The organism is Thalassospira indica (genome assembly GCF_003403095.1).
In the GTDB taxonomy this organism is placed as follows: domain Bacteria; phylum Pseudomonadota; class Alphaproteobacteria; order Rhodospirillales; family Thalassospiraceae; genus Thalassospira; species Thalassospira indica.
Map to the genome: position 1 here is coordinate 1538186 of NZ_CP031555.1, position 20866 is coordinate 1559051.

General features: G+C 53.9%; 15 protein-coding genes. 11 read left to right on the forward strand and 4 right to left on the reverse strand.

Annotation, left to right across the window (positions count from 1 at the left end; all coding sequences use genetic code 11):
- Positions 1 to 291: 291 nt before the first annotated feature.
- Positions 292 to 1068: a DUF4167 domain-containing protein gene (locus DY252_RS07220; RefSeq protein WP_064789323.1), complete on the forward strand. Its 777-nt coding sequence runs from the start codon at positions 292 to 294 to the stop codon at positions 1066 to 1068.
- A gap of 283 nt (positions 1069 to 1351) precedes the next feature.
- The gene (locus tag DY252_RS07225) at positions 1352 to 2944 is read left to right on the forward strand and encodes a type IV secretory system conjugative DNA transfer family protein (RefSeq protein ID WP_064789322.1); all 1593 of its coding nucleotides are present in this window, start codon (positions 1352 to 1354) and stop codon (positions 2942 to 2944) included.
- Positions 2945 to 2953: 9 nt separating this feature from the next.
- On the opposite strand, the gene DY252_RS07230 is transcribed toward DY252_RS07225, so the two are convergent.
- Positions 2954 to 3724 (reverse strand): MOSC domain-containing protein, encoded by a 771-nt coding sequence (locus tag DY252_RS07230; protein WP_064789321.1) that lies wholly within the window; start codon positions 3722 to 3724, stop codon positions 2954 to 2956.
- 373 nt (positions 3725 to 4097) lie between these two features.
- On the opposite strand from DY252_RS07230, the gene clpB reads away from it, so the two are divergent.
- Both clpB and DY252_RS07240 read left to right on the forward strand, forming a co-directional pair.
- Positions 4098 to 6689, forward strand: coding sequence for an ATP-dependent chaperone ClpB (gene clpB, locus DY252_RS07235; protein ID WP_064789320.1), 2592 nt, complete (start codon positions 4098 to 4100; stop codon positions 6687 to 6689).
- A 125-nt stretch (positions 6690 to 6814) separates the two neighbouring features.
- Positions 6815 to 7615: a DUF4197 domain-containing protein gene (locus DY252_RS07240; protein ID WP_231959739.1), complete on the forward strand. Its 801-nt coding sequence runs from the start codon at positions 6815 to 6817 to the stop codon at positions 7613 to 7615.
- A 9-nt stretch (positions 7616 to 7624) separates the two neighbouring features.
- Here the strand turns inward: DY252_RS07240 and DY252_RS07245 are convergent, their stop codons facing one another.
- Entirely contained in the window at positions 7625 to 8047 is a 423-nt protein-coding gene (locus DY252_RS07245) for an ATP-binding protein (RefSeq protein ID WP_064789318.1), read from the reverse strand.
- Positions 8048 to 8058: 11 nt separating this feature from the next.
- Positions 8059 to 9906, reverse strand: coding sequence for an AMP-dependent synthetase/ligase (locus tag DY252_RS07250; RefSeq protein WP_064789317.1), 1848 nt, complete (start codon positions 9904 to 9906; stop codon positions 8059 to 8061).
- A 473-nt stretch (positions 9907 to 10379) separates the two neighbouring features.
- On the opposite strand from DY252_RS07250, the gene DY252_RS07255 reads away from it, so the two are divergent.
- From DY252_RS07255 to DY252_RS07275, 5 genes are all read left to right on the forward strand, one after another.
- Positions 10380 to 12155, forward strand: coding sequence for a M3 family oligoendopeptidase (locus tag DY252_RS07255; protein ID WP_064789316.1), 1776 nt, complete (start codon positions 10380 to 10382; stop codon positions 12153 to 12155).
- Position 12156: 1 nt separating this feature from the next.
- The gene (locus tag DY252_RS07260) at positions 12157 to 13536 is read left to right on the forward strand and encodes an ABC1 kinase family protein (RefSeq protein ID WP_064789315.1); all 1380 of its coding nucleotides are present in this window, start codon (positions 12157 to 12159) and stop codon (positions 13534 to 13536) included.
- A gap of 753 nt (positions 13537 to 14289) precedes the next feature.
- Complete coding sequence (locus tag DY252_RS07265) at positions 14290 to 15453, forward strand: Re/Si-specific NAD(P)(+) transhydrogenase subunit alpha (RefSeq protein WP_064789314.1); 1164 nt, start codon at positions 14290 to 14292, stop codon at positions 15451 to 15453.
- The gene (locus DY252_RS07270; protein WP_064789313.1) at positions 15446 to 15877 is read left to right on the forward strand and encodes an NAD(P) transhydrogenase subunit alpha part 2; all 432 of its coding nucleotides are present in this window, start codon (positions 15446 to 15448) and stop codon (positions 15875 to 15877) included. The genes DY252_RS07265 and DY252_RS07270 overlap by 8 nt, the downstream gene beginning before the upstream one ends.
- A 13-nt stretch (positions 15878 to 15890) precedes the next feature.
- On the forward strand, positions 15891 to 17288 hold the full coding sequence (locus DY252_RS07275) for an NAD(P)(+) transhydrogenase (Re/Si-specific) subunit beta (RefSeq protein ID WP_064789312.1): 1398 nt from the start codon (positions 15891 to 15893) through the stop codon (positions 17286 to 17288).
- 55 nt (positions 17289 to 17343) lie between these two features.
- Here the strand turns inward: DY252_RS07275 and DY252_RS07280 are convergent, their stop codons facing one another.
- Complete coding sequence (locus DY252_RS07280; RefSeq protein WP_064789311.1) at positions 17344 to 19185, reverse strand: ATP-binding protein; 1842 nt, start codon at positions 19183 to 19185, stop codon at positions 17344 to 17346.
- A 172-nt stretch (positions 19186 to 19357) separates the two neighbouring features.
- Here DY252_RS07280 and DY252_RS07285 point away from each other — a divergent pair, with 172 nt between their 5' ends.
- Positions 19358 to 19945, forward strand: coding sequence for a hypothetical protein (locus DY252_RS07285; protein ID WP_064789310.1), 588 nt, complete (start codon positions 19358 to 19360; stop codon positions 19943 to 19945).
- Between the two features lie 137 nt (positions 19946 to 20082).
- Complete coding sequence (locus tag DY252_RS07290; protein WP_129542695.1) at positions 20083 to 20847, forward strand: SDR family oxidoreductase; 765 nt, start codon at positions 20083 to 20085, stop codon at positions 20845 to 20847.
- Positions 20848 to 20866: the final 19 nt, after the last annotated feature.

Here is a 20866-nt window from a genome sequence, read left to right on the forward strand (position 1 = left end):
ATTTCCGCACCTGTGATGTAAAAAAAGCGCAGGCGAGTGAAAAAAACAGTTGGAATAACCGATCAAGCCATATAGGTTGAATCGAACGGGCCGGGTGCCCAACGCGCTTATGAAAGCGCCGTGTTCCCCTGTAAACAGTCGACAATCTCCGTTCCTTTCAAGGTTCCCGGCAGGTTTGTAAAAATAATGCCGTGATCGGCGCTGTTTAGCGGGAAATATGTTTTTCAGACGGAGTGGTTCCGGAGCCGATGATGCTACCGGATTGTCCTTCAACACCAAAGTCATGTTGATATGAGAAATAACAATAAACGTCCGCGCGGACGGCAACAGTCAAATAAACGTCCAGTAAATCCAAAATTTCAGAATTTTGACAGTAATGGACCGGACGGCCGCGTACGCGGTAACGCCCAACAGGTCTATGAAAAATACATTTCCCTTGCGAAGGATTGCACCGACGATCCGGTTCTTGCGGAAAACTTCTATCAGCACGCGGAACATTACCACCGCATCCTTCAGGCTGCCCAGGAATGGGAAAACCAGCGCCGTGAGGAACGTGGTGGTGACAACAATCGTCAGCGCAACAATCGTGGCCGTGACGACCGCAGTGATGGCCAGTCAAATCAGAACGATGATCAACAGGGTGACGCCAACGAAAACGCAGAATCTGCGTCAAACAATGGCGATGACAACACCCCGGTAGAGGCAGAAAACACTTCTGCTGAAACATCGGATGAAGATGGTGGCCGTCCGAAACGCGCGCCGCGTGCGCGCCGTTCGGATGCACGTGGTCCGGGCCGTGGTCGCCCGCGGAAATCAGATGATGACGCCAGCGCAGAGGAAAGCGCACCGGCAGAAGCATCTGGTGATGATGCACCGGCAAGTGCCGACAAAACCGACACTGCAGAGCAGGGCGAAGACGGTGAGAAGAAACCGCGCCGTGCCGCAAGCGGTACCGCACGTACCCGTGGTCGCCATCCGACAGCCCGCCGCGGTCGTAGCCGCGCAGCTGGTCGCGATGACGAAGAAGGTGCCACCTCTGACGAAGGATCCGAGCCGGTTTCGGCCTGATCTGACCCGAGGCGGTCTTTCAACATGACAAACACCCCTGCAAGCCATCCGCTTGCAGGGGTGTTGTCGTTTGGATCATCTGCAAAAACCGTGCATTCCCCCAAAGACTCAGTGCTTTAAGGGACGTAAAACTGTATAAGCATATAATTGAATATCTCGTGCAACCTTCGATTATTTTTCGCGCGGGTTCTGGGACAAATCATCAATAAAACCGTGGAAGCAAGATCGGGATAAAAGAACCGGCGTCTTTTCACGGTGCAGGCGCATTCGTGGGGAGTGACAGATGGGGACTGGCTTATTTCGGGTCGTCATGGTTTTGCTGTGGGCTCTTGGCGGTATGGTTATCGCCCTTGGGCTGTTTAACGGTGATTACGAGTTGGCCCTGTTGGGGGCTGTCTGTTTCATCGTCCCGATGTTCATTCCGCTGGTTGTCATCATCCTGAACCGAATGAAGCCATCATCATCGTCCAAATCGCAAAAGAAGAAACTGGGCGGAAAAGGGACTGCTGGTCGTGGCGAGGGGGCGTGGGCCACTCTTGAAGACCTTAATGGTCGCAAGCTGCTTGAAAGCAATCCGTCCTTCGTTCTGGGGCGTTGGGGGGATGACAAGCGCCTGATCGGGGCCAAGGGTCTTAAGCGGGTGATTACCTTTTCGACCAAACCCGAAGAATTCTATCGCGCCTCGGCAGAGCCAAACGCGCTTTTGCATACCGGCAATCTGTTTGTTTATGAGCGCCATGGCAGCATCTTTCGCGCCATTCATGATCGCCGTACCAAGCTTGGGCAAAGACTGATTGTCATTGACCCACACAAACAAACCGGTGTCGAAACCCAACAGTTCAATCCGTTCGATTTCATCCGCCAGCAGGGGGAAGGAATGATCACGGATACCGGCTTTATCGCCGATACGCTTTTGGCGCCGGTATTTGTCAAGGAACTCGATGAACAGGAAGTCCGTATTGCACGGACGTTGTTGCAGGGCTTTATCGTTTACACGATCCAGCGCAGTGCGAAGGAAGACCGCAACCTTGCCGAGGTACGCCGCAATCTGATCATGCCATCGCATCGGTTTTACAAAACCCTTGAAGAACTGATGGGGATTGAGTCTGCGGATGGCCGCATATCCGAGGTCGCGCTGAATATCCTTGATATGACCGAAGATCAGCGGATGAAGATCATCGAGGCCTGCCGTGCCGCCACCGAAGAATTCGACAATCCGCAAATCGCACGTCTGGTCAGCAAAAGCAGCTTCACACTTGAAGACATCAACAGTGGCCCGGTTTCGATCTTTATCGTTGGTCAGCTTGGCGGTGATAACCCGGAAGTTCAGCCATCCTTTAGCCGTGTGATGCTGACAGGCATGATGAACCTGCTTAATCAGCGTGGCTGGAAGTCGGGCGATCCGGAATTCCTGGTCTTGTTGGATGGGATCGAAAATGTTGGCCGGATGCCCTTGTTCGAGCGCCTTCTGGGCGGCGGATACGGCGAGGGCATGATCGTTTGGCCGGGGTTCTCTGGTGTCAGTGGCCTGATGGATGTTTGCCTGAACTGGGAAAATGTCGTCGGCCGGGTGGATGCTATTTCGGTTCTGAGCCAGGAAGGGGCGTTTAACCTGGATTGGGTTTCGGGCCTGACCGCAATGTCGAAATTTGATGACACCGGCGGTGGCAAGGATACCAGCCGCCCGGTGCATTTGCGGTCCCAGGATAATCAGCCCATCCTGCGATCAGCCGAAGTGGCGCGCTTCCCCAAGGAAGAACAGATTTTGTTCCGCAAGGGATGCCCGCCCATTCGTGCACACCGCACTGATTGGTATCACGACGAGATGTTCAAGGGCATCGCCGTACACGCCCCGACATTCAATTCCGGGAACTGATAACGGCCCTTAGGCGACCGTCACGGTCAGCTTGTCACCCGGTGTGATCAGGCCGTCTTCAAGCGCTTCGATGTAAATCCCCATATAAAGGTGGTTTACCCCTTTGCGGAGCATCAGTGGCACGTTGATATCGGAAATCGCCGTGTCGGGATTAACGCTTGTTGCCTTGCAGCGCGTGATCGGATGGACGACGCGGAACGACACATCATTGATCTTGATGATCTTGTCTTCGTTCCATTCAAGCTCTTTCCACGGCTCCAGCCCGTCAATCAACAGGTTACCACGAAAACGCATCGGATCGATTTCGCTTTGGACGATGCGCGACCCGAAATCACGGATCGACGCCAGGTTCAGCAGCGATATGTAAGGTTCCTTCATGTCGCCGAAATTCGTATCGGGGACTGAATAGATCTTGGGCGTGCCGGCGATCTCGTTTTTTAGAAACGCCTTGAGGAAATCCTCAACCACGGTGCGGCCCATGCTATCGTCCAGCCTTCCTTTGCAGATGGCGCGGCCATTTCGAAGGATGGTCAGGGTGCAGGTGGCGTCGTCATATTCGGTGCCGATTTCAGCAAGCTTTGGCGTGTTGACCAACTGCAGGAAGTTGCTTTTGCGGGCCCATTCATGAACACCCTCTTGTCCGACAGATGATTGGGTGGCAATCACAAAGCGACGATCATCGGTAATCATGTGGTGTGCGCTGATTTTTGCCTGTTTAAGGTCAACGCCGCGCATTCCCTTGACCGGGTATCTTTTGATGGCTTTGAGTTCGATCGTCATGATCACTATTCCTGTATGGCGCTTTGGCATGCCGGAAAAACGGGACGAATGGCATGTCTGGTTTGTCTATTCGAGCGACGTTAGAACGTTGTTTTGCCAAGGGCAACCCCGAAGGGACTGGCTGGCAATGTCCTTAGTTCAGTATCATCATATGATATCTAGAATAATGACAGAAAGTTGTGCTGCGGTGCACAAATAATTCTTGCAACTTTTGTAGGGGTATATGGTTGCAAACACGCTAGACTGAGACATATCAATGTTGTCGCTGTCGAAATAATCTATAATTTTAGAATTCGGTAATGACACCAATGCCGTGGACGCTTCCAAGAAGGTCCACATCGTTTGAATACTGTTGGCTCAAGGAGTGACAGGAATGGAATTTGAAAACTTTACGGATCGGTCAAAAGGTTTTCTGCAATCAGCGCAATCGTTTGCGTTGCGTGAAAACCATCAGCAATTTGTCCCGATTCATCTGCTTAAGGTGCTGCTTGATGACGAAGAAGGTCTGGCAGCCAATCTGATCAAGGCATCCGGCGGTAAGCCCAAGCTTGCCCAGGAACGGTGCGCGCAGGAACTGGCAAAATTGCCAAAGGTTTCCGGCGGCAATGGTCAGATTTATCTTTCATCTGAATTTGCCCGCCTGATTGATCAGGCACAGGAAGTCGCCAAAAAAGCCGGTGACAGCTTTGTCACGGCTGAACGGCTGCTTCTGACCATTGCACTTGATCCGAAGTCAACCGCGGGCAAGGTACTGGCCGATGCCGGTGTTACGGCACAGGCGCTGAACGGTGCGATCAATGACATCCGCAAGGGTCGCACGGCCGATAGTGCGGGGGCCGAAAACCAGTATGACGCGCTTAAGAAATATGCCCGTGACCTGACCGAGGCGGCGCGCGAAGGTAAACTTGATCCGGTCATTGGCCGTGATGAGGAAATCCGTCGTGCGGTGCAGGTTCTGTCACGCCGGACCAAGAACAACCCGGTTCTGATTGGTGAGCCCGGGGTTGGTAAAACCGCAATTGCCGAAGGTCTGGCACTGCGTATCGTCAAGGGTGACGTTCCCGAAACGCTCAAGGACAAGAAACTTCTGTCGCTTGACCTTGGTGCGTTGATTGCCGGTGCAAAATTCCGCGGTGAATTTGAAGAACGCCTGAAAGCGGTCCTGAGCGAGATTGAATCAGAGGCCGGTCAGGTCGTCCTGTTCATCGACGAACTGCATACGCTTGTCGGGGCTGGCAAGGCCGAAGGATCGATGGATGCATCGAACCTTTTGAAACCGGCTTTGGCCCGTGGCGAGTTGCACTGTGTGGGTGCGACGACTTTGGATGAATACCGTAAACATATCGAGAAGGACGCGGCGCTCGCCCGTCGTTTCCAGCCGGTATTTGTCAGCGAGCCGTCGGTTTCCGATACGGTATCGATCCTGCGCGGGATCAAGGACAAGTACGAGCTTCATCACGGGGTCCGTATTGCCGATGCCGCACTGGTCGCAGCAGCAACGCTTTCGAACCGTTACATCACGGATCGGTTCCTGCCTGACAAGGCGATCGATTTGATGGACGAAGCATCGTCGCGTCTGCGTATGGAGCTTGATTCCAAGCCAGAGGAAATCGACGAACTGGATCGCCGGATCATCCAGCTCAAGATCGAGCGTGAAGCGCTCAAGAAAGAACAGGACAGTGCATCCAAGGATCGTCTTGGCCGTCTGGAAAAGGAACTGGCCGAGCTGGAAGGCAAATCGGCTGAGCTGACCGCGAAGTGGGAAGCCCAGAAGAAGGAACTTGCAGCATCGACCCACATCAAGGAACAGCTTGACCAGGCGCGTGGTGAACTTGAACGTGCGATGCGCGATGGCAAGCTTGATCGCGCCGGGCAGCTTCAATACGAAGAAATCCCGGCCCTTCAGGCGCTGCTTGAAAAGGCGGAAAACGATCCGTCGCGTGGCATCAAGGAAGAAGCGGTTACCGAAAAACACATCGCGTCCGTGGTTTCGCGCTGGACCGGTATTCCGGTCGACAAGATGCTCGAGGGTGAGCGTGAAAAGCTTCTTGAAATGGAAGACACGCTGCGCAAACGGGTTGTCGGTCAGGATGATGCCGTTCGATCAATCTCGAATGCGGTGCGCCGTGCGCGTGCCGGCTTGCAGGATCCAAACCGACCGATCGGTTCGTTCCTGTTCCTTGGACCGACGGGTGTCGGTAAAACCGAGCTGACCAAGGCCCTTGCCCAGTTCCTGTTTGATGATGAACAGGCCATGGTGCGGATTGATATGTCCGAATTCATGGAAAAGCATGCGGTGGCCCGCCTGATCGGTGCGCCCCCGGGCTATGTTGGCTATGAGGAAGGTGGTTCACTGACCGAGGCGGTACGTCGTCGTCCCTATCAGGTTGTCCTGTTTGACGAGGTCGAAAAGGCACATCCCGATGTGTTCAACGTCCTTCTGCAGGTTCTTGACGAAGGCCGCCTGACCGATGGGCAGGGCCGGGTTGTGGATTTCCGCAACACGCTGATTATTCTGACCTCGAACCTGGGCGGGGAAATCCTTGCCAATCAGGAACCAGGTCATGACAGCGGCGAAGTCCGGGCCCAGGTCATGGAAATCGTTCGGGCATCGTTCCGTCCGGAATTCCTCAACCGTCTGGATGAAACCATCCTGTTCCATCGTTTGCATCGCGATCAGATGAGCAAAATTGTCGATATCCAGCTTGGTCGCCTTGATAAGTTGCTGGTTGATCGGAAGATCACCCTGAAACTTGATGATGCCGCCAAGGATTGGTTGGCTGAAAAAGGCTATGACCCGGTTTACGGGGCCCGTCCGCTCAAACGCGTGATCCAGCGTTATCTGCAGAACCCGCTGGCGATGCAGATCCTCGAAGGTGGGATCAAGGATGGTGACACCGTTCCGGTCTCGACCGAGGCCAATGACCTTTTGCTCAATGGTAAAAAGGTCGAGGTTGTTGAATAAGGTCGCCTGATACCTCACATGCAAAACCCCGGTTGGTTAACCGGGGTTTTGTCTTTTTCGGGCCATGTTTTTTGGCCATTGTCTTGTTTGCTTATACACAACAATCAAAAACCGCAGGGTCGCAGATGCGCAAACACAATTCCGATTACTTTTTCAAAACCGGTGCTGTTGCACTTGTCATGGGTGTTATGGCTGTGGGGGCAATCGTTCCCGCAAATGCCCAGTCGTTCTTTGACAAGGCCAAAGAAGCCCTTGGCGATGCGATGAACTCATCGGGATCGGGAAGCACGTCAAGCAGCGGTTCTGGCGTTTCCGCACTTTCATCCGATACGGTCGAGCAGGGATTGAAACAGGCGCTTGATATGGGTGTTGAACTGGTCACCGACCAACTAGGCGCGGTTGATGGTTTTAATGCCGATCCGGTTGCACATATTCCACTGCCCGACGAAGTTCAGACCGCGCAGAAATTGTTAAGCGCGGCGGGGCTTGGCAGCTACGCCGATGAAATCGAGTTGCGTATGAACCGCGCGGCCGAACAGACCATGCAGGATGCCGGCGGTATTCTGGTTAATGCGGTGCGCCAGATGACGGTCGCGGATGCCAAGGGCATTTTGCAGGGCCCGGATGATGCCGCGACCCAGTATCTGCGCCGCGTATCGGGCACTGATATCGAAGGACGTTTGCGGCCAATGATCACCGATGCGTTGTCCGACACCGGGGCGTTATCGCTCTATGATCAGATGCTTGGTCAATATGACCAACTGCCGTTTGTGCCGGATCTAAAGGCATCGCTGACCGATCACGCAACTGCCAAGGCGATGGATGGTTTGTTCCATTATATCGCCGTGCAGGAAGCCGATATTCGACGCGATCCGACGCGGTGGACCACCGATACTCTCAAAAAGGTCTTTTCAACTGTAAACTAGGGACGCGCCCTAGCGGTACTTTTCAGGCAACGGTTCCCAGCGATCGCGCATATCGGCAAGGGTTTCGTCGGGCACCATATGGATGCTGCCAAAACGGCCATGGCATTCGACAATCTGCAGCAGAATGTCATGCTTGTCGGCCATGTCGATATAGGCCTTCATTTCCCAGAAACGGGTGAAGGTGTTGGAGACAACAACGTCATACCCCTCTGACAGGGCGTTGTGGCATTCGGCCTCGCAGCGGGCGTGGGTTTGCGACAGGCGGGTGCCGTCAAACTCGTAAAACCCTTCATGGTCGACCATGAACATGTCCGCTTCGAGATGGACCGCACCGGTGGCCTGGCACAGGTTTTTGGCGAGTGTTGATTTACCCGATCCTGGAAGACCCCGGACCAGGGTAAGTGTTTGTTTGATTTCTTTGGGGCGCGTCATCGTCTTTATGGTCAGTCTTTGGGCTTTTCTTGGGCGTTTTTGCTGCCGCCGCGCTTGCGCTGATAAAGGCCGTCAAGCTGCTTGCCATAGGCTTCGCGGATCTTGTGGCGGCGGATCTTCATCGACGGTGTCAGCATTTCGTTATCAATGGTAAAGGGCGCCTCGGCAAACATGAAGCTGCGCACCTTTTCAATCGTCGACAGGCGCTGATTGACATGGTCAATCGCGGTACGGATGGTTTTGCGGAAGTCGTCATTCTTGGCGAGTTCCTCGATGGAGTTCGAAATGCCGTTCTCGCGGGCGAATTCGCGCATGAAGTCTTCTTCCGGCCACAGGACGGCAACCAGATAAGGTTTGTCGTCGCCATAGACCATCGCCTGGGAAATCTCGGTTTCAAGCGTCATCAGGCCTTCGATCCGCTGCGGCGAGATATTGTCACCACCGGAATTGACGATGATGTCCTTCTTGCGATCCGTGATCATCAGGCTGCCCTGTTCATCGAACTTGCCGATATCACCGGTATGCAGCCAGCCATCAATGATGGTCGCTGCGGTGACTTCCGGCAGGTTCCAGTAGCCCTTCATCATGCTTTCGCCGCTAAGCAGGATCTCGCCATCCTCGGCGATTTTGACCTTGGCGCCGACCATCGGTGGGCCAACGGTGCGCAGTTTGTTGTTTTCTGCACGGTTACATGAAACCACGGGGGCGAATTCGGTCTGACCGTAACCCTGGAGAATGCGAATGCCACATGAAACGAACAGGACACCCAGTTCGTAATTCAGCGGACCACCACCCGAGACCATCGCCTTGATCCGCCCGCCGAAGCGTTGGCGCAGCTTGCGGCGCAGCAACAGTTCACAGGCAAGGTTCTGAAGCTTTTCGATCAGGCCAAGCCGTTCGCCTTCATAATTCTTGCGGCCCAAACGCAGTGTCAGGTCAAACAGCTTTTGCTTCAGCCCGCCTTCCTTTTCGACCATGCGGCTCATGCGCTGATAGAGCATCTCATAAAGGCGCGGTACAGCGGTCATGATGGTCGGTTTGACTTCCGCCAGGTTGGCGGCCAGCTTATCAAGCCCCTCGGCGTAATAGATCTGGGCATCGATACTGATCGGGAAATAAAGGCCCGCAGTATGTTCATAGGAATGCGACAGCGGCAGGAAGGACAGGAAGATTTCCTTATCGATGCCAAGGGTTTCGATGATGTCAAACGCACCCATGCAGTTTGAAATGATCGCCCCGTGGCTGAGCATCACGCCCTTGGGGGAGCCGCCCGTGCCGGATGTGTATATCAGGCAAGCCAAGTCATCACGATTGATCTTGGAAATCCAGTCATCGACATCATGGCTCAGACCGCGCCCCTTGGCAATCAGGTCATCCCAGCGCGAAATGGTGATGTCACCGACAAAGCTTTGTCCCCATTCTTCCATCATGATCGCATGGCGGCAGCGCCCGCTATCAAGGGCAGCATGCAGGAAGGGCTGGGCAAGTTTCTTGGTCGAGATAATGGCAATCGCTGCACCACTGTCTTCGATCGCGTGCAGATGATCGCGCTCGGTATTGGTGGTGTAGGCCGGGACGGTCATGGCGCCAACGCACATGATGGCAAGATCGGCAATGCCCCATTCGGTGCGGTTTTCCGAAACCAGCAGAACCCGGTCGCCGGGGCGGACCCCTATGTCATAAAGGGCGCGCGCAAGGGCGCGGACCTGATCGGCGGCTTCTTGCCAGCTGGTCGGGACAAATTCCTTGCCCTCTGAATCCTTGGTCCAAAGAAACGGCGTGTCGCCATGTTTCTTGGCCTTTTCAAAAAACATGGTCGGCAAGTTTTGCCAATTGGCATAATCCTGCAAACTTGTCATGACGTTTCCTTGCCTCACTCTTGGTTCCCGCAAACGGGCAATCTTTGCGCTGCCCTGATGGTAACGCTGTCATTTCCTTTTTCCTTATACCCGCGCGGATGTGCTGCAGATCGGAATAAACGAACGTTCCACGATGAATTTGTTATCAGGGATTGCACAATTGCGCAGCCTGAAAATGACATTTTAAAGACCGAATTGTCGCCCATGTCACACAAACGCGGTCCCGGATACCTTGTTCCGGTCAAAAGCCCGGTAAAATGCGGTTTGTTTGGGGTTGGATGCGGCTTTGCTGTTGTCCATGGCACAGGGAACGATATGATCGACCCAGCAATTTGAAACCGTATCTGTAAACGGGTCTGGTGATATGGCTTTGACGGGCTATATATCGGATCAGGACGATTAAAAAAGCAAAGGTACATCCCTTTGCTGTGCGGATCGGACGCACGCGACCAACGAGACTGTCTGGAGGACAAATGAACGCGATCAACAAGAATTTGCCGACCTGGGATCTGACCGATCTCTATAACGATCTGAAAGACCCGAATATCCGGCGCGATCTTGATGATGCCAAAAGCCGCTCTCAGGCATTCCAGCAAAGCTATCAGGGCAAACTCAATGACCTGTCCGGTGATGAACTGGCAGCGGCCATTGCCGAATACGAAGCGATCAGCGAAATCTGCGGCAAGATCGGATCGTTTGCGCAGCTGAAATATGCCGGTGACAGCTCGGACGCGGCCATTGGTCAGTTCTATCAGTTCGTTCAGGAAGAAATGACCGGCATTTCCAGCCTGTCGCTGTTCTTTGGTCTTGAAATCAACCGCATCGAAGACGCGTCGCTTGATGCGAAGTATGAACAAAGCGAAGCGCTGCGTCGCTATCGCCCGTGGCTTGATGAAAACCGTGCCTTCCGCCCGCATCAGCTCTCTGACGAGGTCGAGCAGGTCCTGCATGAGCGCCGTGTGGCTGGATCGGCGGCGTGGGTGCGCCTGTTTGATCAGACCATGGCGGAGCTCCGCTTCCCGATTGATGGCGAAGACCTGACCATGTCAGATGCCGCCAACATGCTGTCCTCGAACAAGGTTGAGGACCGCAAGAAGGCCGCCAAATCCATCGGTGATGTTCTGGGCAAGAACATCAAGCTCCTGGCGCACATCACCAATACCCTTGCCAAGGACAAGGAAATTGATGATCGTCTGCGCAACTTTGCAACCCCGGTATCGTCACGTAACCTGTCCAACCAGGTCGAGGATGAAGTTGTTGATGCGCTTAATACCGCTGTCAAAGACAGCCATGCCGATCTGTCGCACCGCTATTATCGCCTGAAAGCGAAATGGTTTGGTGTTGATCAGCTTGATTACTGGGATCGTAACGCGCCGCTGCCCGATGATGATGATCGTCAGATCGATTGGGATACCGCGCGCTCGACCGTGCTTAAGGCGTATGGCGAGTTTTCGCCGGAACTGGCAGAAGTCGGTCAGAAGTTCTTCGATAATCCCTGGATCGATGTGCCGCCGCGTGCCGGCAAGTCATCGGGCGCCTTTGCCCATCCGACTGTGCCGTCGGCGCATCCTTACTTGCTTTTGAACTATCACGGCAAGACGCGTGATGTGATGACGCTTGCCCATGAGCTGGGCCATGGCGTGCATCAGGTGCTGGCCGGTGAGCAGGGCTATTTCCTGTCTGATACGCCGCTTACACTCGCGGAAACCGCATCGGTATTTGGTGAAATGCTGACCTTCCAGTCGATGTTGCGGGCGGAGACCGATCCGAAGATGAAGCGCATCATGCTGGCCGGCAAGGTTGAAGATATGCTCAACACCGTCGTGCGTCAGATCGCGTTCTTCGAGTTCGAAAAACGCGTGCATGACAAGCGCCGCGAAGGTGAATTGACCGTTGATGAGATCTGCGACATCTGGTTGGCCGTACAGCATGAAAGTCTGGGCGACGCCATCCGCTATGAAGACGAATACAAGTACTACTGGTCTTATATTCCGCACTTCATCCATTCGCCGTTCTATGTCTATGCCTATGCCTTTGGCGATTGCCTGGTGAACTCGCTGTATGATGTTTATCAGGGCGCTGAAGACGGCTTCCAGCAGAAGTATCTTGATATGCTGAAAGCTGGCGGCACCAAACGGCACAAGGAACTTCTGGCACCGTTCGGACTTGATGCATCGGACCCGGCCTTCTGGCAGCGTGGCCTTAACATGATAAAGCGCATGATCGACGAGCTGGAGGAGCTTTCCTGAGATGAGTGATGACGACGATGATTATACCGCCGCGAACGAGGAAAACAGGTTTGGCGGGCGGGTTCGTCGTTATGCACGGGTGGGTGCCTCGGCCAGCAAGCTGGCCGCGCGCCTTGCCACGGGAAAAATGTTCGGCGGCGAGGTTGATCACGCCAAATACGCCGCCGAACTGACCTCTGCCCTGGGCGGGCTTAAGGGCCCGCTCATGAAGGTCGCCCAGATCCTTTCAACCATCCCCGATGCCCTGCCCAAGGAGTATACCCAGGCCCTGGCGGAGCTTCAGGCCGATGCGCCGAGCATGGGCTGGCTGTTTGTCAAACGCCGCATGCGCAGTGAATTGGGTGCAGGATGGCAATCGAAATTCACTGAATTCAGCCACGATGCGGTGGCCGCCGCGTCACTTGGTCAGGTGCATAAGGCAACCCTGCCTGATGGGCGTGATGTAGCGTGCAAGCTGCAATATCCCGATATGTCGGCAACAGTTGAGGCCGATCTCAAGCAGCTGCGCGCGGCCTTTGCGATTTATAAGCGCTATGACAGCGCGATTGATGCCCAGAACATTCAGGAAGAACTGACGGCCCGTTTGCGCGAAGAACTCGACTATGAGCGCGAAGCCAAACACATGCGCCTGTATCGCCACATGCTGGCCGAGGAGGATTGCGTACATGTGCCTGAACCGGTTGATGATCTGACCACCAGCCGGCTTTTGACCATGACCTGGCAAAAGGGGCAGAAGTTCAAACACTTCCTTGAAAGCGACCCCGATCAGGACGCGCGCAATCAGGTCGCCCTTAATATGTTCCGCGCGTGGTATGTGCCGTTTTATCGCTATGGCGTGATCCATGGCGATCCGCATCTGGGCAATTACACGCTACGTGATGATCGGTCGGTCAATCTTCTGGATTTCGGCTGTATCCGCATTTTCAAACCCGACTTCGTTCAGGCGGTGATCACGCTTTATGAAGCGCTACGCGACGAGGACGAGGAAAAGGCTGTTTCGGCCTATGAAAGCTGGGGCTTTGAAAATCCGTCACGCGAACTGATTGATGTGCTCAACATCTGGGCCAGTTTTGTGTATGGCCCGATCTTGGATGACCGGGAACGCAAGATGGGTGAAACCAATTCGGTTGCCTATGGCGCGGAGGTCGCGGGCAAGGTGCATCAGGAGCTTCGGCGTGTTGGCGGTGTCAAGCCGCCGCGTGAGTTTGTTCTGGTCGACCGTGCGGCTGTCGGGCTGGGTGCGGTGTTCCTGCGTCTGGATGCGCAGGTGAACTGGTATCGTCTGTTCAACGATCTTGTCGGGGACTTTGACGTGGCAAAACTCGAAGCCCGTCAGAAAGAGGCCCTTGATCAGATCGGGCTGGAACGCCCCGACGCGTAGTTCGGTTTAAAAAGATCGAAGCGAGTCGAGTTTTCAATGCGGAGTCTGTGCGCCGTTTGGTGCAAATGTCGGGCTGAAAAACCGAATTTGGCACGCTTAACCTGAAACAATTCTGAAAAAATCAGCAATCATGTCGCGAACCTTTTTGGGGTTGGCGCGTTACGTGTTGGTTGATCAAAGGGGATTAAATGCAGACTCCAGCGTTTGTTTGTAAGATAATATTCACTTACAACGTGGGGTAAAAACAGGGGAAACTGCGGAAAATCAATGATCTGGTGTGTGACGGGTGGGATAAGGACCTGTTCCATAGTGGAAATTAAGCGTGCGGATATCCGCACATTGGTGATTTTTCAGATAATTAACCAAACTAAAGTTAAAGTGTTTTTTTGTCGTTTTTTCGGATTGTGGTTGTCGGTGAGAAATCGCATCTTGCTTTCAACGCAGACATGCAGGGCGTCATTGATTGTTTGTCCTGAGCACCAATGGCGGGTGGGACCTGACATGTCAGCAAGGATTTATGCCTTGTAATGCGTGGTGGGAAAGTGGGCGGTTTCTTCTGCGATTGCTGAAGAACCGCCTTTTTCTTTTTCGGGCCGCCTTAGGTTTAGGTGTGTTGGTCCGAAGAATTGAATTGGACAAGGGTTGCCAGTGATCGGTCGATCAAGGAACGCGAAACGACGTTCTGGAACCGGTTGCTTTGAATGAACACGGATTGTCAAACTGACCAATCAACAGGGAAGGAGGTCAAACGCGATGAAACTGGCCGTTCCAAAGGAAATATGGCCCGGGGAAAAGCGCGTTGCCGTCACACCAGAGACCGTGAAAAAGCTCAAGGCTCTCGGGTTTGACGTTGCAATTGAGGCTGGTGCCGGAACTGACGCCGCCATACCGGATGATCGCTTTGTCGATGCCGGTGCAACCATTGCCAAAACAATGAAAACCACCGTGAAGGATGCCGATGTCATCTTCAAGGTGCGCCCACCTGTCATTGAAGGCAAAACCAACGAATTAACCGCCTATAAAAAGGGGGCCGCGGTCGTGGCCCTGCTTGAGCCCTATGATCGCAAGGAGCTGATCGAGGCCATGGCAAAGGCCGGTGTTGATGGCTATTCCATGGAGCTGATGCCGCGTATTTCGCGTGCGCAGTCGATGGATGTGCTGTCCTCGCAATCGAACCTTGCGGGCTATCGCGCGGTGCTTGATGCCGCCCATGAATTTGGCCGCATCTATCCGATGATGATGACGGCGGCGGGCACACTTGCACCTGCACGCGTCGTTGTGGTCGGGGCCGGTGTTGCCGGCCTTCAGGCGATTGCGACCGCCAAGCGCCTTGGTGCTGTTGTGTCGGCCTTTGATGTGCGCCCGGCGGTGAAAGAACAGGTTCAGTCGCTTGGCGGGACGTTTATTGAAGTCGAAGACGACGATGCCTCTGATGCGGAAACATCAGGCGGCTATGCCAAGGAAATGTCGGACGACTACAAGAAAAAGCAGGCCGAAAAGCTTAAAGAGGTCCTGAGCAAAACCGACATCGTCATTGCCACGGCGCTTATTCCGGGCCGCCCGGCACCGGAAATCGTCACGGGCGATATGGTCGCGGGCATGAAGCCGGGATCGGTGATCATTGATCTTGCCGCTGAACGCGGTGGCAACGTTGCCGGTGTGAAACTTGGTGAAACGGTGATGACCGATAATGGTGTGAAGCTGATCGGTCCGGAAAACATCACCAGTTCCGTCGCAACCGATGCGACGGCGATGTATGCCAAGAACCTTTTGAACTTCATCACCCTTTCTGTTGATGCGGAAAAAGGCGCGCTTTCGTTTGATGGCGAAGACCAGATCATTGCCGAAACGCGCCTGACCCATGATGGAAAGGTCGTTCATCCGAAATTCGGCGGGGAGGAGGTCGCAAATGGCTGATCAATCCGTAGCCCAGAATGCAAATGAACTCCGCGATGCCGCGCTTGGTCTTGCGGAAAAGGCGGCAAAGCTTGCCGATAGCCTGGCAACCGGCGCATCTGATGCCGCTGGTACGGCCGCGGTCGCGGTACAGGGATCAGGCGTTAGCCCGACGGTTCTTGGTCTGACGGTTTTCGTCCTGGCCTGCTTTGTTGGCTATTACGTCGTGTGGAAAGTCACCCCGGCCCTTCATTCACCCCTGATGGCTGTGACCAACGCCATTTCGTCGGTGATTATCGTCGGTGCGCTTCTGGCAGCAGGCCCGGTGGAGATGAACTTCTCCAAGATGATGGGCTTCATTGCGGTGGTGTTGGCATCCGTCAACATTTTCGGCGGCTTCATCGTCGCCCAGCGCATGCTGCATATGTTCAAGAAAAAGAAGTAGGGGGGAACACACAATGTCGGAAAACCTGTCGGCTTTCCTGTATCTGGTGGCCTCGGTCTGCTTCATTCTTTCGTTGCGCGGACTTTCGTCACCTGAATCGGCCCGTACCGGGAACATCCTTGGCATGGTGGGTATGGCAATCGCCATCTTTACCACGCTGGCTTCCCCGGCGGTGCTGTCATACACAACCATTATCGTCGGTATCCTGATCGGCGGTGCCATCGGGACGGTCATCGCGCTCAAGATCCAGATGACCGCGCTGCCACAGCTTGTTGCGGCCTTCCACTCGCTTGTCGGTCTGGCAGCCGTGTTTGTCGCCGGTGCTGCCCTTTATTCGCCGGGTGCCTATGGCATTGGTACGGCGGGCAATATCGGTGCGGCCAGCCTGATTGAAATGGGGCTTGGTGTCGCGATTGGTGCCATTACCTTTACTGGCTCGCTGATTGCGTTTGGTAAATTGCAGGGCATCGTTTCGGGAACCCCGGTTCGCTTCAAGGGCCAGCATATGCTCAACCTTGTTATCGGGATTGGCATTGTTGTCTTTGGCGTCATCCTTGTGGCGACCGAAAGCCATACGGCCTTCTGGATCCTGGTGGCGCTTGCACTTGTTCTGGGCATTACGCTGATCATTCCGATTGGCGGGGCAGACATGCCGGTCGTTGTCTCCATGCTGAACTCGTACTCGGGTTGGGCGGCATGTGGCATCGGCTTTACCCTGCAAAACAACGCGCTGATCATTACCGGTGCGCTTGTTGGTGCCTCGGGGGCGATCCTGTCCTACATCATGTGCAAGGGCATGAACCGCTCGATCTTCAATGTCATCTTTGGTGGCTTTGGCGCCGAGGGCGAAGCCGCCGCCGGTCCGGGCGGCGATGGTGATCGTTCGGTCAAATCCGGATCGGCCGATGATGCGTCCTTCATCATGAAGAATGCATCGAACGTCATCATCGTTCCGGGTTACGGCATGGCCGTGGCACAGGCCCAGCACGCGCTGCGTGAAATGGCCGATATCCTCAAAGCAGAGGGTGTCAATGTCCGCTACGCCATCCATCCGGTGGCCGGACGTATGCCGGGTCACATGAACGTGCTTCTGGCCGAGGCCAGCGTGCCTTATGACGACGTGCTGGAAATGGAAGAAATCAACCGTGATTTCGGATCTGCTGACGTGGCCTTCGTGATTGGTGCCAATGACATCACCAACCCGGCCGCCAAAACCGACCCGGCCAGCCCGATCTTCGGCATGCCGATCCTTGAGGTCGAAAAGGCCAAAACGGTCCTGTTCGTCAAACGCGGCATGTCAGCGGGTTACGCTGGCATCCAGAACGAACTGTTCTTCAAGGACAACACCATGATGCTGTTCGGCGATGCCAAAAAGATGTGCGAAGAAATCGTCATGCATCTCGATAACTGATCAAACCATCCGGTTTGAAGCGACAAAAGGCGGCTCCAATGGGGCCGCCTTTTTACTATGCTTGATCCGCCATCGCTCGGAGGCGGCGAAACCAACCTCTCACTTCGCCTGCTGGATCTCGCTCATCAATCCAAGCAGCGGTCATCTTTGGGAAGGCGCTCTCCGCAAGCTTCTTCTTAGCTGTGCCATCTGATGGGGCGTTGGGGCGATTGTGGTGTTCAGCAAATGATTTCGCAAATTCTCTGGGCACCGTGTTTGTGTTGCTATCAGGATGATCTGCTACTTCGATTTCAAATCCGAAGGCTTCAAGAATAGCGCCCGAATGCAGATAGCTCTCAATTTCGTGCTTTGCGGTTAGAGTTGCATGTGAACCGCGATTGTCGTTTCTCTCATTTACTTGGTCGACGGTGCCTTGGTAAGTAGCCACATCATTGTCGTACAGGTGAAATTCGGTAAGGCCGAGGTTTCCCAGGTAGTTTTTCGTGACCCAATGCTTGAGGGTTGCTCCACCAGACACAACAAATGCAAAGCGCTCATCTGTCTCTAGGTTTGGTGATTGATGATCGTCCATGTGAATAGCTTTGCTTAGACATTTTAGCGCTTGGACGTCAGTTGGCCCCTCGACAAACACCAAGACTTTGACGCGGCTATCTGGAACGAGGCCGAGAGCGTCAGCAACTTTGTCGAAAACGTCGACACCGACGTCAACATTAGGTGTAGCTCCAATACTAGAAGAACTGACAAATCTGATGCTCTCAGTAGGAAGGTCAGAGGCCAAGCCGGGACTGTGCGTGGTAAGGATGACTTGGCAGTTCTCGGTTGCAGATAGGTCCTTGAATGAGTTGATCAGTATTTTTTGGTTCGAAGGATGCTGAGATGTTTCAGGTTCTTCAATTGCGTAGATCACGTTGGACTTTGAGTTGCTCTGCAACTTTCTCTCAGCTTCAGCTTTGAAAAAACTGACCAAAATCATTCGACGCACTCCACTACCACGCTTATTGAGTGCGATATTTCCATTCGTTTCCATGCCGAGAGAAAATAGGTTCGCCCATTTCGACGGAGCTGGAGGGCTGAATTTCGGCTCCAAGCTTTCAGCAAGGTTCGGGTCAATTTGCTTCAACGCATCATGCGTTAGTTTGGCGATTTCCTCGCTCTTTTCCCGGACCATTTGTTCAATTTCAGCGATCTGCGTTTGGGCTTCGGCGATTGCAGTGGCTACAGCACCCTTAAGTGGATTTTGCACTTCTCCATCGCTGTCTTTGCTTGCTCGATCACTCTGAAAAATTGCGAACATGGGAAGCAGTATTTCGATCTTCTCCCAAATCCTTTTGCTGTCTTCCTTCGGCTTGGAAACCGGGATGGGGGTCTCTTTGAGTTGGAGATCTGGAAAATGCTCCCAAATGGCTTTCCTCATTGTCGGATTGCCCTTTAGGGAAACGTCCAAGCCAAGGGATTTTACCTTGTCCCGCAAATCCTTCTCTTTGAGTTCAAGAAGGTTTTCAGCTCCAGTTATGCTCGGGTGATTCGCAATTATAAACACCTCACATGACGGAGTTTTTTTTGAGCAGTCGTAGAGCTTCTGGATTTTTAGCGTGTTGCGATCCGTGAGTAGGAATTCGGTTCTAAGAGTTGTTGAAGACTCACTGTCGAGTACGATGGCTTCAGTATGCTCAGAAAACTCACAGGTGATCTTCACCGTTTTACTGTTTGAGAAAACGTTGGCATCTGTTTGTTCAATCTTCACAGTGTCATTGTTAAAGAAAATCTCTAACGCTTCTAAGATTGTCGATTTGCCAATGTCGTTCTTGCCAATCAGTGTCGTGAGATCATCAAAGGTGATTTTCCTAGCGTCTTTATAGCCACGGAAGTTCTCGACTTCCAAGGATAGCAACTTCATTGAGGTTTTCCTCCAAAAGACATTTCTTTTTCAACAATCGTAAATCGTGGATGACTAATGAAAAAGCTATCCAGAAGGGGCGGTCGGTTTGATGAGTAAACAGTCACGAATGCTTTTTCGTGCCTTATAGTTCTGTCATGCTTAACCCAGATCGTCTGGTTCGGAAGGTCACATGTTTCGGTTGGTAAGGGTTTCTCTGCTTTTGGTGGTCGTGCTGTCTGTGGCGTTGGTAGCGTCCATGGGGCTGACGATCCTGACCTATGTTCGGCTGACGGCCGAGGAGCCGATTGCCAAGATGTATTTCGAGCCGCTGGGTGAGGATGTGTTTGAGGCGCATTTGGCGGCGGGCGAAGGCGGGGATGTTGGCATCTTTGAGATTTATGGCGATCAGTGGCGGATTGATGCGGAGTTCATCAAGCTGAAGCCCTGGGCCAATGTGATGGGCATGGATGCGCGCTATAAACTGGTGCGTTTTGAGGGTCGCTACCGCGATATCGATGACGAAAACACGAAGCCAAAAATGGCCTATGATCTGGGGCAGGGTGATGCGCTTGATCTGATGAACTATCTGGCGGAATGGAATTTTCTGGTCGATGCCGAATATGGCAGTTCGACCTTTACCGATATCAAGCAAGATACGCTTTATACCGTCTATCGCACCCAGTCGGGCGTCATCGTGCGGTCCGAGCCGATGCCAGACCCGATTGGCTATGAGCCGACGATGATGGATGACATCCGGGCGTGGGTATCGGGCAACTGATACATCCGGGTTTCTGCGCGACACGAACGTGAGGTCCGAAACCGGCGAGCAACACTGGGCTCTGCCCCATATCCTTTTGCCATCGTTAACCGCACCGCTCACTCAACTGGGCCGGTGCCAGATGGATTGGATGGATCATGTTGCTTGAAGACAAGGTTGTTATCATCACCGGTGCAAGTTCCGGGATCGGCGCTGCATCTGCCAAATTGTTTGCCCGGGAAGGGGCAAAGCTTGTGCTTGCGGCGCGCTCGGAAGACCGGCTTGACCAAGTTGTGACGGAAATCAATGGGGCAGGCGGCAAGGCATTTGCCATTGCCGGAGATGTCTGCGACGAGGCGTTTGCCAAGGCATTGGTTGATGCCGCGATTGGTGAATATGGCGGGCTTGATGTGGGGTTCAACAATGCCGGAACCCTCGGATCTCCCGGTGCGCTGAGCGATATTGACGTTGGGGAGTGGGAAGAAACCATTCGAACCAACCTGACCGCTGCCATGTTCGGGGCGAAATACCAGATGCCAGAAATTGCCAAACGCGGCGGCGGATCGGTTATTTTTACCTCCACATTTGTTGGGCATACCATTGGCCTGCCGGGCATGACGGCCTATGCGGCAAGTAAAATGGGCCTGATCGGGATGGCGCAATGTCTGGCCGTGGAATATGGCGGCGCCAATGTGCGGGTAAATGCGTTACTGCCGGGCGGAACAGATACCCCGATGGCGGCACGCTTTGCCAATGATCCGGAAGCACGGGCAATGGTGGAAAAGTTCCACGCCCTTGGCCGGATTGCAGAGCCAGACGAAATTGCCAAGGCGGCATTGTTTCTGGCATCTGATCATTCAAGCTTTGTTACCGGATCGGCCATGCTGGCCGATGGTGGCAACTCGATCTGCAAGGCTGCCTGATCTGAAATCAGGACCCTGG

What these genes read in the sequence shown, in the direction of transcription:
- DY252_RS07220 (WP_064789323.1), top strand. Translation starts at nt 292, where the DNA reads ATGAGAAATAACAATAAACGTCCGCGCGGACGGCAACAGTCAAATAAA.
- clpB (WP_064789320.1), top strand. Translation starts at nt 4,098, where the DNA reads ATGGAATTTGAAAACTTTACGGATCGGTCAAAAGGTTTTCTGCAATCA.
- DY252_RS07240 (WP_231959739.1), top strand. Translation starts at nt 6,815, where the DNA reads ATGCGCAAACACAATTCCGATTACTTTTTCAAAACCGGTGCTGTTGCA.
- DY252_RS07285 (WP_064789310.1), top strand. Translation starts at nt 19,358, where the DNA reads ATGTTTCGGTTGGTAAGGGTTTCTCTGCTTTTGGTGGTCGTGCTGTCT.
- DY252_RS07280 (WP_064789311.1), bottom strand. Translation starts at nt 19,185, where the DNA reads ATGAAGTTGCTATCCTTGGAAGTCGAGAACTTCCGTGGCTATAAAGAC.
- DY252_RS07255 (WP_064789316.1), top strand. Translation starts at nt 10,380, where the DNA reads ATGAACGCGATCAACAAGAATTTGCCGACCTGGGATCTGACCGATCTC.
- DY252_RS07265 (WP_064789314.1), top strand. Translation starts at nt 14,290, where the DNA reads ATGAAACTGGCCGTTCCAAAGGAAATATGGCCCGGGGAAAAGCGCGTT.
- DY252_RS07250 (WP_064789317.1), bottom strand. Translation starts at nt 9,906, where the DNA reads ATGACAAGTTTGCAGGATTATGCCAATTGGCAAAACTTGCCGACCATG.
- DY252_RS07290 (WP_129542695.1), top strand. Translation starts at nt 20,083, where the DNA reads ATGTTGCTTGAAGACAAGGTTGTTATCATCACCGGTGCAAGTTCCGGG.
- DY252_RS07230 (WP_064789321.1), bottom strand. Translation starts at nt 3,724, where the DNA reads ATGACGATCGAACTCAAAGCCATCAAAAGATACCCGGTCAAGGGAATG.
- DY252_RS07245 (WP_064789318.1), bottom strand. Translation starts at nt 8,047, where the DNA reads ATGACGCGCCCCAAAGAAATCAAACAAACACTTACCCTGGTCCGGGGT.
- DY252_RS07275 (WP_064789312.1), top strand. Translation starts at nt 15,891, where the DNA reads ATGTCGGAAAACCTGTCGGCTTTCCTGTATCTGGTGGCCTCGGTCTGC.
- DY252_RS07225 (WP_064789322.1), top strand. Translation starts at nt 1,352, where the DNA reads ATGGGGACTGGCTTATTTCGGGTCGTCATGGTTTTGCTGTGGGCTCTT.
- DY252_RS07270 (WP_064789313.1), top strand. Translation starts at nt 15,446, where the DNA reads ATGGCTGATCAATCCGTAGCCCAGAATGCAAATGAACTCCGCGATGCC.
- DY252_RS07260 (WP_064789315.1), top strand. Translation starts at nt 12,157, where the DNA reads ATGAGTGATGACGACGATGATTATACCGCCGCGAACGAGGAAAACAGG.